The organism is Oricola sp. (assembly GCF_965230365.1).
GTDB lineage: Bacteria > Pseudomonadota > Alphaproteobacteria > Rhizobiales > Rhizobiaceae > Oricola.
The window spans coordinates 3025639-3040983 of record NZ_OZ246003.1; the positions used below are offsets into that span (position 1 = coordinate 3025639).

Sequence of the window (15345 nt, forward strand, 5' to 3'; positions counted from 1 at the left end):
TGCTCGCGGCCCGTCAAGCGCGGTCACACCATCCGGTCTTCGCCGGTCCACAGTCCGGGACCGTTCTGGTCGATGATCAATCGTGCCTTCCCCAGCGCGGTCGTCCGTGCCGAAGCTTCGTCCGGCAACATGTCGGCACGCATGAACCGGCGTTCGATCGCGCCGTCCTCACCAGGCTTGCGCAGCAAGCCGGCGACCCGCCACTGGCTGCCCTCCTTTTGCGGAAGGGCATGAATCTCGATCCCTTCATAAACCTCGTCCGGCTGGCCGGACGCCGGTTCATTCGCATTTGCGGCACCGCCAAACATGCGGCTGAAAAAGCCTGCCATCTCAATCCTCCGTTGGCGGCAACATCTGTGCCATCCGGTTTCTTGTCAATGCGTGGACTGTAACCGACTTGACATCGATCCGTTATCTATTTGCAATCTTTCGGGGGTTGGTATCCAGCGGTTCACAAGGAGCTGACCATGCGAAACGACATTGCCCATCCTGCATCACTACATCCAATCACGCGACGTTCGCTGCTCGCCGGCGCCGCCGCGACAAGTGCCCTGATCATGCTGCATCCGTTTTCCGCTCGTGCGGCGGCCAACCAGGCACATCTCCGTCTCATGGAAACGACGGACATCCACGTTCACGTCTTCCCGTATGACTATTATGGCGACCGCCCGAACGACACCATGGGTCTTGCGCGCACCGCGTCGATTATCGATTCGATCCGCGCCGAAGCGACCAACGCGATGCTCGTCGACAATGGCGATTTCCTGCAGGGCAATCCGATGGGCGACTACATCGCCTATGAGCGCGGCATGAACGATGGCGAAATGCACCCGGTCATCTCCGCGATGAACACGCTCGGCTACGACTGCGCGACCCTCGGCAATCACGAGTTCAACTACGGCCTCGATTTCATGTTCAAGGTGCTGAACGGCGCAAACTTCCCGTTCGTCTGCGCCAATGTCGCCAAGGGCATGCTGGCCGCTAATCCGCGCGAGGACGATCTGTTCCTCAAGCCCTACGTCATCATGAAGAAGACCGTGAAGACCGGTGACGGCACCGAACATCAGGTCAATGTCGGGTTGATCGGTTTCGTGCCACCGCAGATCATGCAGTGGGACCAGCGTCACCTGACCGGCAAGGCGCAGACCCGCGACATCGTTGAAACGGCCAAGGCCTGGATCCCGCAGATGAAGGAAGATGGCGCCGACATAATCATCGCGCTGTCGCATTCGGGCATCGGCGACGCCAACCACGTAGACGGCATGGAAAACGCCTCGGTGCCGCTGGCCGCAGTCGACGGCATCGACGCGGTGATGACCGGCCACAGCCACCTCGATTTTCCCGGCCCGAAGTATGAGGGCTTTGCCGCTGTCGATCATGTCAGAGGTACGATCCACGGCAAACCGGCTGTCATGGGCGGCTTCTGGGGCTCGCATCTCGGCTTGATAGACCTGATGCTCGAGAAGGATGGCAATGGCTGGCGTCTGATCGACTTCACCTCCGAGGCGCGCCCGATCTACAAACGGGGCGAGAACCGCAAGATCGCGCCTCTGGTGGAGAGCAAGCAGGAAGTGCTCGACAGCGTCAGCGACGTTCACGAGGCGACGCTTGCCTATGTGCGCACCGCCGTCGGCAAGACATCGGCGCCACTGCATTCCTACTTTGCGCTCGTCGCCGACGACCCGTCGGTGCAGATCGTCAGCCAGGCGCAAACCTGGTATGTCGACGATCTGATGAAAGGCACGGAATGGGACGGCCTTCCGGTGCTTTCGGCAGCCGCTCCCTTCAAGGCCGGCGGCCGCGGCGGCCCCGAATATTATACCGAAGTTTCGGCTGGCGACGTGGCGATCAAGAATGTCGCCGATCTCTATCTGTATCCGAACACGGTGCGCGCCATGGTCATCAGCGGCGCCGACGTCAAGGAATGGCTTGAGATGTCGGCCGGGATCTTCAACCAAGTGGAGACCGGCAAAGCCGATCAGCCACTGATCGCCGACGACTTCCCGTCCTACAATTTCGACGTGATCGACGGCGTCACCTACGAGATCGACCTGTCGCAGCCGCGTAAGTACACGGCCAAGGGCGAGATCGAGAATGCCGATTCCAGTCGCATCAAGAACTTGAAGTTTGGCGGTGAGCCGATCGATCCGCAGCAGAAATTCGTCATCGCGACGAACAACTACCGGGCCGGCGGCGGCGGCAATTTCCCGGGCGTTTCCGCCGACAAGATCATCCTTGTCGCGCCGGACACCAACCGCGACGTCATCGTCCGCTACATTGTCGACCAGGGCACGATCAACCCGTCGGCCGACGCCAACTGGCGGTTTGCGCCGCAAGCCGACACGACGGCGATCTTCGAAACCGGTCCGCGCGGCGCGGAGTACATCTCCGACGTCAAGGCCGTGACCATCGAGCCGGCGGGCGAAGGCAGTGAAGGCTTCGCCAAATACCGTCTGGCGCTTTAAGCTGATCGATCCTAGACCGGCGCGCGAAAGGCGCGCCGGTGCGTTCCGCCATGGCCGGCTTTCCCAGTGCGGCAGCGTCACCGCCAATTGCGTTCACCCGCCCCGGCGTCTACCATCACGCAGAGGGAACTTTTCGAGGGATTCGGCGGCGCGGTTCGGCGTACCGGCAATCTGCGCAACCGGACGGATAGCATCATGACAGCCGCAAAGAGCCCCAAACGACGTTCGTGGATCCGATCGCTGCTCTATCTCATTCTCATCCTGTTGGCGGCGGGCGCCATTACTTTCGTGCTCGGGCCGCGCGAACCAGTCGATCTGACCCTGCGTTTCAGTGCAACGGCGGTCGACGAAGACCTCGACCGGTACCTGGAGAACAGCGAAGCATCGGTGCCCGATCTGCGGGATAGCGCCGAGAAGGAGATCGTCTGGGCGTTTCCGGAATCGCGGGCCAAGACCCCGATCGCGCTGGTCTACCTGCACGGCTTCTCCGCCGCCAAGGCTGAAATCAGACCCGTGCCCGACATGGCGGCCGAGGCACTTCAAGCCAACATCTTCTACACCCGGCTGACCGGTCACGGCCGCGATGGCCCCGCCATGGCGAGCGCGTCGGTCAATGACTGGCTCAACGACACTGCCGAGGCGATCGAGATCGGCAACCGTATCGGCGACAAGGTGGTGCTGGTCTCCACTTCGACCGGCGGGACGCTTGCTGCGCTGGCTGCAGCGCATCCCGAATTGAAGGACAGGATCGACGGCATCGTCTTCGTGTCGCCCAATTTTGCCATTCGCTCGCGTCTGGCGGGTTTACTGACGCTGCCGTTTGCGCGCGACTTCATCCCGGTCATTGGCGGTCGGCAACGCAGTTTCGAACCGGTCAACGACCGGCATGCCAAAAACTGGACGACGCGCTACCCGACCGTCGCAGTGCTGCCGATGGCGGCGCTGGTGCGCCATGTCCGTACGGTCGCGCTCGGCGATGTCGATGTCCCGGCACTTTTCATCTTCCACCCGGAGGACCAGATTGTTGACCCAGTGGCAACCGAGACCACAATGGAGCGTTGGGGCGGTCCGGTTTCGGTGCTGAGGGCCGAAGCCTCCGGCGATGCCTATAATCACGTTATCGCCGGCGACATCATGTCGCCCTCCAACAATGCCGCGTTTGCGACGGCGATCACGGAATTCGTCAACAGTATCTAGTCCGACGCTGCCGCGATGGCGCTTGACTTGGCCACACCGGCTCTGCTGCACTGCAACGGCTGGCGGCGGCACGGTTGAAAACTCCGAATGAAAGCTGCCATTATCGTTCGGCAGTCTGAGCACGGGAAACAATGCAGACCCACGATCGCTTCCGGAACCTGGTCTACGGCCTTGCGCTCGCGATCATGGTCGGCTGGATCCTCTATATCGGCCAGAACGTATTCGTGCCGGTGATCGCCAGTATCATCATCGCCTATATCGTGACCGCGCTGGCGCGCCGCATGGGCCAATTGCCGGTCGTCGGTCCGCTGATCCCCGGACCGCTGCGGTTCACGATCTCCATCCTGGCCATCGCGTTCATCGTCTCGGCCTTCGTGTTCCTGATCATCTCCAACATCAACCAGGTCATCGCGCTGATCCCGCAATACCAGGCATCGCTGCTGCGCATCATCCAGGGGCTGGCGGTGCAGTTCGGTTTCGAGACCGAACCGACCTGGGCGACGATCCGCCGTGACGTGTTCGGCGAAATCCGCCTGCAATCGCTGGTCAGTTCGACGGTCACGTCGATCTCGGTTCTTGTCGGCGGGCTGTTCGTCGTCATCGTCTATACCGGTTTCGCGCTGGCCGAGCGGCAGGTCTTTGCGCGCAAGCTCAGCCGGTTGTCGTCCGATCCCGCCGACAGCGCGCTGATCGGCCAGATCGTCACCACCATCAACGACCGTATCGGCGACTATCTGGCGGCCAAAACCTTCGTCAATCTGGTCCTCGGCCTGATCAGCTATGTCGTGATGGTGTTTATCGGCCTCGATTTTGCCGCGTTCTGGGCAGTGCTGATCGCACTGTTGAACTACATCCCCTATGTCGGCTCGATGGGCGGCGTGCTTTTCCCGACGGCGATAGCCATCGTTCAGTTCGAGGGCGACTGGACGATGATCGCCACCTGTTTTTTCGGGTTGACGATCTGCCAGATCTTCGTCGGTAGCTTCCTGGAGCCGAGCCTGATGGGCCGGCAGCTCAATCTGAGCCCTTTCGTCATTCTGGTCTCGCTGACCAGTTGGGGTTCGCTGTGGGGCATTTCGGGCGCGCTCCTCTCGGTGCCGGTGACCGCTATTCTGGTGATCGTGTTCTCCGAGTTCGAGGGAACCCGGCCGATCGCCATCCTCTTGTCGCGGGCCGGCCGTATACCGCCGCAACGCCATGACACGATCCGCAAGCTCGTGGAAACCAATGGCGGCGCCTACCAGGTGGAAGACGAACCGGACAGTCAGCGCAACGACTACTGACGATCCGACAACCGAGATACGCTCTAAACCAGCAGACCGGCGATCAGTTCGCTGTCGGAGATGTCCTGCCAGGTGATGCCGGCGTCGTTCATGCGCGCCATCAGGCCGGCGAAGTTCGCCGGGTTAGAGGTCTCGATACCGATCAGGACCGAGCCGAAATTGCGCGCCGATTTCTTCAGGTATTCGAAGCGGGTGATGTCCTCGTCGGGGCCGAGCAGATCGAGGAAATCGCGCAGCGCGCCGGGCCGCTGCGGCATGCGGATGACGAAATACTTCTTCAGCCCGCCGGCGCGCAACGCCCGCTCCTTAACCTCCGGCAACCGCTCGAAATCGAAATTACCGCCGGACGCGATGCACAACACGTTGCGGCCCTTCAGCGTGCGCGCCGGCAGGTCCTTCAGCGCGTCGATGGTCAGCGCGCCGGCCGGCTCCAGCACGACACCCTCGATGTTCAGCATCTCGATGATGGTGGTGCACAGCCGGTCTTCGGAGACGAGATCGACATCTTCGGGCGAATAGCGCTTCAGGATGTCCCATGTCGCGGCCCCGATCTGGCCGACGGCCGCACCGTCGACGAAATTGTCGAAGCGCGGCAGCCGCACCCGCTCGCCTTCCTTCAGGCTGGTGTGCAGGCTCGGCGCGCCGGCCGGCTCGACCAGCGTGAAGGCGGCATCCTCGCCCGTATCGGCGAAATAGCGGGTCAGGCCGGAGGCGATCCCGCCGCCGCCAACGGCGACAACGACCCGGTCGAAGGTGACGCCGGCGGGGGCTTGCGCCAGTGCTTCTGCCGCGACAGAGGCCTGACCCTCGATGATATCGGCATGGTCGAAGGGCGGAACGAAGGTGGCCCCGGCCTCTGCGGCATAGTCCAGCGCGGCGCTGTTGCAATCGTCGAAATAGTCGCCAACAAGGCGGATCTCGACATTGTCGCCGCCAAATGCGCGGGTCTTGTCGATCTTCTGCTGCGGCGTGGTGACCGGCATGAAAACGACGCCCGACTTTCCGAAATGCCGGCAGACATAGGCCAGCCCCTGGGCGTGATTGCCGGCCGAGGCGCAAACGAACGGCCCGTCATTGCCCTCGGCCAGCCGCTTGCGAATGAAATTGAGCGCGCCGCGGATCTTGTAGGACCGCACGGGCGACAGGTCCTCGCGCTTCAAGAAGACGCGGCAGCCATGTTTCCCGGCAAGGAAAATGTTTTCCTGCAGCGGCGTTTCGGCAAACAGGCTCCGCATGGCAGCGGTGGCGTCGGCAACGGCGGTAACGAACTCGGTCATGGCGAGGGTTAGTGTCGGTTCTTTCCGGCGAAAGCAATCCTCTATCCCCTTGCAGGCGCCATGCAGGCACATGTCATCGATCCCGCGCCCGGATAGCGGGCCGGATTGTTCATATTCTGGAAGACGGGCGGTCAAAGCATCGCAACGTCTTTTGAGTATAGCGATCCTCGGACCGCCCGTTCGGTGGTCTTGCAGCTTCGGTCGGCGGCCCGGAACTCTGTCCGGGAAAACAAGACTGCGCGCGCCGCTTCATGCCGCCCTGCCGTGGGGGTTCATCACCCAGGTGAGTGACCTGACACCGCCGCAGGCCCTTCGCTTTCGATCCGGGCGTTCGTCGTTCCAATCGACAACTCGTTGCCGATGGACCGACCTGCGGGCGAGCACTCCTCACCCCGGCAGGCACCGTCCCTCTTCCGGGTGGTCGGTTCTAGACCCGGCTTCCAAAAGAAGGCGGGACAATCATATGGGAGGCCCGGATGCGGTGCATAAGTTTTTCTGCGCGCGCGGCCGATGCGATTGAATTCGTTGGATAAACGCCGAAGTGCGTTAAAAACTTGTGCAACGGGTACGGTTGCCTATCTCCCCCCCCTTGCGGGGGGAGATATGGCGCCGCTTCATGCCACCCCGGCTTGGGGGTTCATCACCCAGGTGAGTCACCGTGTGTTTGACCGCCGGCCCTTCACTTTCGATCCGGGCGTTCGTCGCTCTAATCGACAACTCGTTGCCGATGGACCGACCTGCGGTCGGACACTCCTCACCCCACCAGGCACCGTTCCTCCCCCTGTGAGCCGGTGTGCACGCCGGGCTTCCGCGAGAGGACCGGACAGAGTCCAAGGGAGCTTTGGGGCGGTGGATTGCATTTTTCTGTGTTGCGTATTTGGGCGGGATCTTTCCGCCCGATAGAAAGAAGCGTCAGGGCGGCCACCCTGCCGCTACGCGACGATTGACGATGTTCGCTGTTTGTTCGATAGGTGCGGGCGATGCCAGGACCGATCAGATCTTTGCGCCAGGCCGCCCGCCACGGCATGATCCTCGCCGTAGCGTGCCGCGGCTGCGGCCATGTCGCGCGCTTCATGGCGGCCGATGTCGTGCAATTCGTCAATCCGGCGCGCGAGATCGAGCGATTGCCGTTTCGCTGCGGCGAATGCGGGTCGACCGACTGCCGCATCACGGCGTCGGAATATGACCGCGACCGAAAGCCGGACATCGTGGTGTGGCGGCCGATGCGGTTAAGGTAGAGCCATTGAGAGCGCACAAACCAAAGAGTGTATCAGACATCCCGCTCACCTTTGGTTATGTCGGTAGCAATCCCGAACTGCCGAACACAGCGCGTAAAATTGTAAACTATCAGCGTTACATTAAAAACCCAAAAGAAAACAAACGCCTGTTCAACCGAGAGGAACTCCAAATCCTTCGGATTAAGAATGACCAGCACATATGAACACACAATCATTCCTACTGACCAAACGATTGTAAACTTCAGCAGGTGGACCATAGCTGCGAAAGTGGGCGTTCGTTGTATGGCCTGCAAGAACCTATTCCCCTTGGTAACGACAAAGACATAAAAGGTGCCAAGAAAGCCGGTAAATAGCGAAATCAGATCAAAAACACCGGAATAGATATATTCGTAATTTAGCGACTCGTTGCCTGACAGCACAGTGATTACCGCTGTACCCGCTAGAGCCGCGAGCAGCGCGTGTATTACCGGCGCTAGCGAAAGGAAGGTTCCGCTAGCGGCCGATATCCTCCGCGGCAAATCAGTCACCTCGTCCATAAATCCTCTCTATTACAGGCCGATAATCTCGAAACGCTTGACGGAGATAGTCGCGCCGGGTGGCATAGTGCCGCTCCACATCCCGGTTATCCAGCTCAAGCTCATCCATGACCTTGATCTGTTCACTGAATATGTCGATTGGTTCAGCCTCTTCCAGTATCTTGACGCTAAGATGTTCGACATTCCCGCGCCGGTTCGTCGCCCATCTAACCAGTTCGTTCAGATTACCCAGATTAAGCCGCCCCTCATGGTGGCCTTTGGGAAAACCGGCGGAAACTTCGATATTTGGCCCGCCTAAAAACTCCTGAAATCTCGCCAGATTATCTTCGATATCTAGCGGATCACCTTCGACTTGAGCCAACTCGTTTGGTCGAGCTACACGCATCCGCACCTTGCGCGGAGTGCCGTTTCGGAGACGCTCAAGAGCAGTTTCCGACAGAATAGGCGAAATAAAGAAACCCTTATGTCGCTGTATCCGCGCCTTAACGAAGGCATCTATACGCATCGGCGTTAAGGTCTCTCTTCTGGATTCAAGTAATAACGCGTTGATCGCAGGAAGGTAGCGAAATGCGCACCGGTGGCCGACGGGATCATCAGTCCCCTCTAGAGGCAGTTCGTCTTGGGCTATTGGCGGGACGTTTTCCTGCTGCTGGCGAACAAACTCGCCTTCCACAAATCCATCTGCGTCTATCTCTGGCGAGAAGCGCTCCAACCGGACCCTTATCCCGCCAAATATCTCTTGATATGTCTCTCGCCGCCCATGCTCCCAAAGACGGGTAAGGCAGTCAAAGAACGTGGCATCATGTGCGCTTACATTCTCGACTTGGAAAAATCTGGCTCTTACGACTCGATCCATGCGCCCTCCACTTACGGTGCATTATCCACAACCTGTAATGGAATGGAACACCCGCAATGCTTGACGCGCTTCGGGGGCGATGCCGTATTCTGAGGGGTGATTCGCAGACGCGTCTGTGAAGGAATCCGAGACCGGCGACGGGCTGCCACCCGGCACCGGTCTCGGAATCAAAATGACCTGCAAAGCTCGTTAGATCACTCGCACGCAGGTCACTCGGAAAAGGTAGGCTTAGAACCTCCCTTGGCATTTGAATTCTAACGTCTCTCCTGTTCCGGGACAAGTGCGATGTGGTCGCATTCGGTGGAAAGGATACCGAAACATGACGTTAGAAGAGAAAATCGCGCTCCTTAGGGACGCAATCATCAACCACAAACAGGTCACCGGACTCTGCAACGACCTGCCGCGCGAATTCTGCCCCCATATCCTTGGGCCCGGGCTTCGTAGCTGGACCACTCTCGTCTGGCAGTTCGGCGGCACGTCCAACAAGGGATTGCCTGACGAAGGAGCTTGGCGCTGCTTCGAACTGGGCGATCTTGACCAGCTCGCTTCTCGCGAAGGGGAATGGCATCGTGGTTTCCACTCCGGACGCGGCGAACAGCGTTGCGTCAAGCGGATCGATACGGCCATTGACGCCGATCACTCCGCCGAATTTCGCGAAACCTATCGCGGGCGTATTCGCCAGCGCGGGCTTCAGCCTCCACGCCGAAGAAAGATGTGTTGGTAATCAATCCAGAATCAGCGTGATCGGAAAACGCCCCGCCCCCCGGCTCCGGGAGGCGGGGCGCCCTGCCCTTCGATGTGCCGGTCACGCGGCCTTGCGCTCCTGTTCTTGCTTGCGCAGCGGCGCAAGCGCGCCGGCCCATTTATGAAGTTCTGCGAGCATGCCCCTGGTGCCGTCGGCGATCGGTTCGCTCGGTGTGAACACACCGTCTTCACCCAGATAATCCCAGACCATCGGCACCGGCACCTCCTGCGGGATCGGCATCATGCCGAGATTGGCCAACAACAGCTTCTCGCCCTGGATGGCGCGCAACCCGCCGGAAATGCCGCCATAGCCGACGAGGCCGGCCGGCTTGTAGGACCATTCGGCGGCCAGCACCTGCAGCGCGTTGACCAGCGATGCCGGGGCGAAATAGTCGTATTCGGGCGTGACGAAGACGAAGGCGTCGGCCGACGCGGCACTGGAGCTCCAGCGCTTTGTGTGTTCGTGCTCGTAGGCCTGGGCGCGCGGATGGCCGGTCTCGTCGAGCAGCGGCAGGTCGAATTCTGCGAGATCGACCAGCTCGACCTCGAAGTCGCTGTTTTGGCTTGCAAAATCCGCCACCCAGCCGGCGATTTTCGGGCCGATGCGACCGGGGCGGGTCGAGGCGATGACGACGTTGAGCTTGAGGGTCATGATTGCGTCTCCTGTGGTTCGATATGGCGGCCTGCGGCGCGCCGGTTGTCCTGTGGCTGTGCTGTCTCGTGTCCGGTTGTGGCCGCCGCCGGGCGCGCACGATCCCGTTCCCGCAACGGGAATTGCGGGTCGGTCACATGAGAATTTCCGGTCTTCAGCGCTCGGCGGGCGGCCATTCGATCAAATAGGGAAACCGTGGTATGGATTTGATACCGGCGTCGCTTTTTGATACCGGGAAACCATATAGACGGTGCGAAACCGCGCACAAGACGGCACTTTTTCGTCACCGGAGTTACCATGGAGAAACCTGCCCCCGAACACATAAACGAGCTGGGCCAGCTGTGCCGCCCGGTCGGCGACCTGCTCAGCGCGATCTCGTCGAAATGGAGCATGCTGGTGCTGATCCGCCTGTCGGAGCGGCCGAAACGGTTTTCCGAACTGAAGCGCGAGATCGGCACGATCAGCCAGAAGGTGCTGACCTCGGTGCTGCGCGACCTTGAACGGAACGGCATCGTGGAACGCGTCGTCACGCCGGTGATCCCGCCGCGCGTCGACTATTCGCTGACCGAACTCGGCCAGTCGCTGCTGGTGCCGGTGCATGCGCTCGGGCGCTGGGCGGTCGCCAACGAAGACAGGGTGGCGGCAGCGCGGACGCGCTATGAGGCGCGTCAGGAAGGGCTGTGAGCGGTCCCTACTCTTCCAGAAGGTACTCGTAACGGGCGTCGGTCAGCGTCTTCAGGAAGGCCACCAGCGCGTCGATGCGCTGATCGTCGAGCGCCGGGCCATGCGTCAGTTCTTCCTCCGAAATCGTGTCCGGCACGGGTGCGGCGCGAAACGGTTCGCCGGTCTCCGGATTGATCAGGCGCTCCGGGTTGCGGGTGTTGTACTTGTTGTAGAACAGGACCACCGTGCGCAGATCCTCGAACACGCCATTGTGCATATAGGGCCCGGTCACCGCGACATTGCGCAGGGTCGGCGTGCGGAACTTGCCGCGCTCGGCCGGATCATCAACGAGCGGATTGGCCAGAAGCCCGTCATCAATGGTGCCGGCGGCAACGCCGTTGAGATCGCGAAGCGCCAGGTTTTCCGGCGTGCCTATATTGTGGAACCGGTAGTCGGTGAAGGTCTCGCGCGGATCGATGGCGCTGCGCGAAAGCTGGTGGCACTGGTTGCAGTTGGTGAACTGTTCGGAAAAGAACAGCAACCGGCCTAGTTCCTCCTGGTCTGTCAGTTGCACCTCGCCGGCGAGAAACCGGTCATATCTGGAATCAAACGGCGCGAAGACATCCGTTCGCTCGAAAGCGGCGATGGCACTGGTCATGGCGGCGTAGCCGGCCTCGGCATCACCCAGCGTGTCCGGGCCGAACAGTGCGGCGAAAGCGGCTTCATAATCCGGCTTTTCGGCAAGCCGCGCGACCACGGACGCCTTGTCGGGCATCGCCATCTCAATTGGATTGAGCGGCGGACCGCCGGCCTGGTCCTCCAATGTGGCGGCCCGGCCATCGAGGAATTGGCCGCCGATCCACTCGCCGTCGCTGTTCTTGTGGAAGGTTGGCGAGAACGCCGCATAGGCTGCCGTCGGCGCATTGCGATCGCCAAGCGACACGCCGTCATCACCTGTCGAGGCCATGCCGCGCGGATCGGCGAAGCCGAAGGCGGGATCGTGGCAGGTGGCGCAGGCCTGGGTGCGGCCGGCCGACAGGTCGGTGTCGAAGAACAGCGCCTCGCCCAGCGCTTCAAGCGTGCCGAGCGGGACCGCAGGTTCAGGCGTCGTTGCCGACTGGCCAACCGCCGCAAGCGCCGCAAACGACACCGCGAAAATCGGAACAACGATTACGATGCCTTTGCGGATCATGGCGGCGGTCTCCTTTGTTGACAACATTTGTCATATTTAGATCATCAATCAAATCGCAGAAATGACTTCGATCAACCTCCGACACATTCAATGAGCGAGATCCGGCGCGTTACGCGGCAGTAGCCGAACGCCTCCGCGTCTGCCAGCCGCCAAGGAACAGGATGAGCGCAGCGCAAGCGGCAACGGCTGAGGCAACCTGGATGACGGTTGCGAAATCGCGCAGTTGGGCGATCACGCCGACCGCCGGGCCAGCCAGGATGCCCGTTACCATCATGGCGTTCCAGTAGATCGCCGTGGCGCGGGCCGGGCGGCCGGCGGCAAAGGACTGCACAAACGAGATGCCGAGGCTGGCGTAAAGCCCGTAATAGAGGCCCTCCAGCGCCGCACCGGCCAGCATCTGCGGGAAAGAGGAGACAGCGGCCAGAACCTGTATGGTGACGACGGCAAGCAGCGTCGTTGCCATCAGCGACCGCCACAGCCCGAAGCGGGCGATCAGAAACGGCGTCGAAAAGATCGCAAACACCTCGACGAATGTCTTGATGGAGAAGGCGGTGCCCGGCGCGTAACCCGGCAAGCCGACCTCACGGACATAAAACAGCGGCAAGGCGGCAAAAGTCAGCGAATGCGCCGTCGACAGGCAAAACACGAAGGCGACCGACAGCCATAGCCCGGTGTTGAAACGCTCGGTTTCGCCGTCCGCTCCCGCCCTGGGCGGCGCTTCGGCGGTGATGTCGCGCGGCAAGGCAACACGCCACAACACCAGCCAGACCAGCGCCAGCACGGCGCAGAGCTTGAACACGGACGCCTCGCCGAAACGGTCGGCGACGAAAAAGGACAGCGCCGGTCCGACCATCCAGGCGGTCGATGTGGTCGCGCGCATCCACGCATTGAAGCTGCTGCGCTCGATTTCCCGGCGCTCGGCTAACACACCGCCGAGACTGAACATGGTCGATATCGCGCTTGAACTGAAGCCGAAGCCGAGCACGCCGATCGTCATCACCGTCCACAGGGCGGGCGACACCGACAGCGCCAGGGTGGCGGCGAGATAGCCGCCAAGCGCCATTCCGATCAGCGGTGACACCGGCGAACCGGCATCGATCCGGCGCGCAAACAGCCGGTTGACGGTGACCGTCAGGCAGACGGCCAGCGCCGAATAGACGCTGATCGTCCAGGGATCGCGGCCCAGCCCCTCGACCAGGAAAAACCCCATGAACGGCACGATCATGGAACTGCAGGCCGTGCCGACGAAAAGCAGCAGCAGGAACGGCAGCAGCGCGGTGAGCTTCACAGCAGAATCGCTTTCGGGACGGGACGGTGGAACGCCACTCCCTTGGCACGGGCGGCGCGCGCGGGCAATGCCGCGGCATCAGGCGGGCAATCGAAGCCCCTTCCCGGCTTCTACACGAACACGTCGACCTTCTCGAATGTCCTGACATCGACGAGACCGACATCGGAGATCCTGAGTTCCGGGATCACCACCAGCGCCAGCAGCGAGTGCTGCATGTAGGCATTGTTGAGCGTGCATCCCATCTCGCGCATCGCCGCGCCCAGCACATCAGCCTTGGCGGCGACAATCTCGGCACGCTCGTCCGACATCAGCCCGGCGATCGGCATTTCGATCAGCGCCAGTTCCTCGCCCTTGGAGATCATTACCACGCCGCCGCCGATCTCGCCCAGCCGGTTGGCAGCGATTGCCATGTCGTTGCGGTTGGTGCCGACGACGATCATGTGGTGGCTGTCATGAGCGACGGTCGAGGCCATGGCACAATCCTGCGTGTAGCCGAAGCCGGAGACGAAGGCGTTGGAGACAGCGCCGGTGCCACGGTGGCGCTCGACCAGGGCGATCTGGCAGACATCGTTGACGCGGTCCATGCCGACGATGCCGCCGGAGACCGGCAGCCGTGCTTCAAGCGCCCGCGTCGGCGCCTGATTTTCGATGACGCCGATGACACGAACATCGACTTCCGCCGTACCTGCCGGCGCCGCGATGGCGAAATCGGAGGCGGCAATTTCGCGGCTCAGCCGCACCGTGTTTTTGGCCGTGTCGGGATAATCCCAGACCGGAATGTCGGCGGTCAGCTTACCATCGCGGGCGAGCTGCACGCCGCGCGCATAGACCTCGTCGATCGCAAGCGCGGCCAGATCCGAGACAATCAGGAAATCGGCCCGCCGGCCAGGGGCGATGGAGCCCAGTTCGCGTTCGAGCCCGAAATGTTGGGCGGTGTTGACGGTCGCCATCTGGATAGCGCAGATTGGCGACAGGCCCTGGCCGATAGCGTGACGCACGACCCGGTCCATGTGGCCGTCGCGGACCAGCGTTCCGGAATGGGAATCGTCTGTGCACAAGATGAAGTTGCGCGGATCTATGCCCTGCTCGGTGACCGCCTTGATCTGCTCGGCGACGTCGTACCAAGCCGATCCGAGCCTCAACATGGCCTTCATGCCTTGCCGCACACGGGCAATCGCGTCCTCGGCGCGCGTGCCTTCGTGGTCGTCGGCCGGGCCGCCGGCAACATAGCCGTGGAACGGCAGACCCAGATCCGGCGAGGCGTAATGACCACCGACCGTCTTGCCGGCCTTTACGGTAGCTTCGATGGCACCAGCCATCGTCTGGTCGTTGGCGGCGACACCGGGAAAGTTCATCACCTCGCCAAGGCCGATGATGTTCGGCCAGGCCATCGCCTCGGCGATCTCCTGCGGCCCGAGCGATGCGCCGGCATGTTCCAGCCCTGGCGCCGACGGGACGCAGGACGGCATCTGCACGAAGACGTTGGTCGGCATGCCCATCGCCTCGTCATGCATCATGCGAACGCCGTCGAGGCCGAGCACATTGGCAATCTCATGCGGGTCGACGAACATGGAGGTGGTGCCGTGCGGGGCAACGGCGCGGACAAATTCGGTGACCGTCAGCATGCCGCTTTCGACATGCATGTGGCCGTCGCAGAGGCCGGGCACCAGATAGCGGCCGCGCGCGTCGACGACGCGGGTGCCGTCGCCGATGCAGTGCGACGCATCAGGCCCGCAATAGGCGAAACGTCCGTCGATGATGGCCAGATCGGTCGCCGGTATCACCTCGCCTGAATGGACGTTGACCCATTTGCCGTTGCGCACGACCATGTCGGCCGGCCGCCGGCCCATGGCAACATTGACCAGGTCGCGGGCACATTCGGTCCAAGGCTTTGGTTCTGAAAAGGGTTTGTTGTCAGATGGCATGTTTGTCTCCGGAATTCGGCGACACCATG

Annotated in this window: 14 protein-coding genes; 6 read left to right on the forward strand and 8 right to left on the reverse strand. The window is 61.6% G+C overall.

Annotation, left to right across the window (positions count from 1 at the left end; translation table 11 throughout):
- Positions 1 to 23: 23 nt before the first annotated feature.
- On the reverse strand, positions 24 to 329 hold the full coding sequence (locus tag ACO06R_RS14730) for an HlyU family transcriptional regulator (protein WP_421851461.1): 306 nt from the start codon (positions 327 to 329) through the stop codon (positions 24 to 26).
- A gap of 138 nt (positions 330 to 467) precedes the next feature.
- Here ACO06R_RS14730 and ACO06R_RS14735 point away from each other — a divergent pair, with 138 nt between their 5' ends.
- The 3 genes from ACO06R_RS14735 (at position 468) to ACO06R_RS14745 (ending at position 4945) form a co-directional block, all read left to right on the forward strand.
- Positions 468 to 2465: a bifunctional 2',3'-cyclic-nucleotide 2'-phosphodiesterase/3'-nucleotidase gene (locus ACO06R_RS14735; protein ID WP_421851463.1), complete on the forward strand. Its 1998-nt coding sequence runs from the start codon at positions 468 to 470 to the stop codon at positions 2463 to 2465.
- 195 nt (positions 2466 to 2660) lie between these two features.
- Positions 2661 to 3662, forward strand: a complete 1002-nt coding sequence (locus ACO06R_RS14740; RefSeq protein WP_421851466.1) for an alpha/beta hydrolase — start codon at positions 2661 to 2663, stop codon at positions 3660 to 3662.
- Between the two features lie 131 nt (positions 3663 to 3793).
- Positions 3794 to 4945 carry an AI-2E family transporter gene (locus tag ACO06R_RS14745; RefSeq protein WP_421851469.1) on the forward strand — a complete coding sequence of 384 codons (1152 nt, stop codon included), beginning with the start codon at positions 3794 to 3796 and terminating at the stop codon, positions 4943 to 4945.
- A gap of 23 nt (positions 4946 to 4968) precedes the next feature.
- Here the strand turns inward: ACO06R_RS14745 and ilvA are convergent, their stop codons facing one another.
- Entirely contained in the window at positions 4969 to 6222 is a 1254-nt protein-coding gene (ilvA, locus tag ACO06R_RS14750; protein WP_421851472.1) for a threonine ammonia-lyase IlvA, read from the reverse strand.
- Positions 6223 to 7202: 980 nt separating this feature from the next.
- Here ilvA and ACO06R_RS14755 point away from each other — a divergent pair.
- Positions 7203 to 7460, forward strand: a complete 258-nt coding sequence (locus tag ACO06R_RS14755; RefSeq protein ID WP_421851474.1) for a hypothetical protein — start codon at positions 7203 to 7205, stop codon at positions 7458 to 7460.
- A gap of 32 nt (positions 7461 to 7492) precedes the next feature.
- Here ACO06R_RS14755 and ACO06R_RS14760 read toward each other — a convergent pair whose 3' ends face one another.
- Positions 7493 to 7996, reverse strand: coding sequence for a hypothetical protein (locus tag ACO06R_RS14760; RefSeq protein WP_421851476.1), 504 nt, complete (start codon positions 7994 to 7996; stop codon positions 7493 to 7495).
- Complete coding sequence (locus ACO06R_RS14765; RefSeq protein ID WP_421851479.1) at positions 7980 to 8852, reverse strand: DUF6731 family protein; 873 nt, start codon at positions 8850 to 8852, stop codon at positions 7980 to 7982. Before ACO06R_RS14765 ends, ACO06R_RS14760 begins: the two co-directional genes overlap by 17 nt.
- Positions 8853 to 9171: 319 nt before the next feature.
- Between ACO06R_RS14765 and ACO06R_RS14770 the strand changes: the two genes are divergently transcribed.
- Positions 9172 to 9576 carry a hypothetical protein gene (locus ACO06R_RS14770; protein WP_421851482.1) on the forward strand — a complete coding sequence of 135 codons (405 nt, stop codon included), beginning with the start codon at positions 9172 to 9174 and terminating at the stop codon, positions 9574 to 9576.
- 81 nt (positions 9577 to 9657) lie between these two features.
- On the opposite strand, the gene ACO06R_RS14775 is transcribed toward ACO06R_RS14770, so the two are convergent.
- Positions 9658 to 10248: an NADPH-dependent FMN reductase gene (locus ACO06R_RS14775; protein ID WP_421851485.1), complete on the reverse strand. Its 591-nt coding sequence runs from the start codon at positions 10246 to 10248 to the stop codon at positions 9658 to 9660.
- A 297-nt stretch (positions 10249 to 10545) separates the two neighbouring features.
- Here ACO06R_RS14775 and ACO06R_RS14780 point away from each other — a divergent pair, with 297 nt between their 5' ends.
- The gene (locus ACO06R_RS14780; RefSeq protein WP_421851488.1) at positions 10546 to 10932 is read left to right on the forward strand and encodes a winged helix-turn-helix transcriptional regulator; all 387 of its coding nucleotides are present in this window, start codon (positions 10546 to 10548) and stop codon (positions 10930 to 10932) included.
- Positions 10933 to 10939: 7 nt separating this feature from the next.
- Here the strand turns inward: ACO06R_RS14780 and ACO06R_RS14785 are convergent, their stop codons facing one another.
- From ACO06R_RS14785 to ade, 3 genes are all read right to left on the reverse strand, one after another.
- A complete protein-coding gene (locus ACO06R_RS14785; RefSeq protein WP_421851491.1) occupies positions 10940 to 12103 on the reverse strand; it encodes a cytochrome-c peroxidase in 1164 nt (387 codons plus the stop codon).
- A gap of 109 nt (positions 12104 to 12212) precedes the next feature.
- Positions 12213 to 13391, reverse strand: a complete 1179-nt coding sequence (locus ACO06R_RS14790; RefSeq protein WP_421851494.1) for an MFS transporter — start codon at positions 13389 to 13391, stop codon at positions 12213 to 12215.
- A gap of 110 nt (positions 13392 to 13501) precedes the next feature.
- Entirely contained in the window at positions 13502 to 15316 is a 1815-nt protein-coding gene (ade, locus tag ACO06R_RS14795; RefSeq protein ID WP_421851497.1) for an adenine deaminase, read from the reverse strand.
- Between the last annotated feature and the right edge of the window lie 29 nt (positions 15317 to 15345).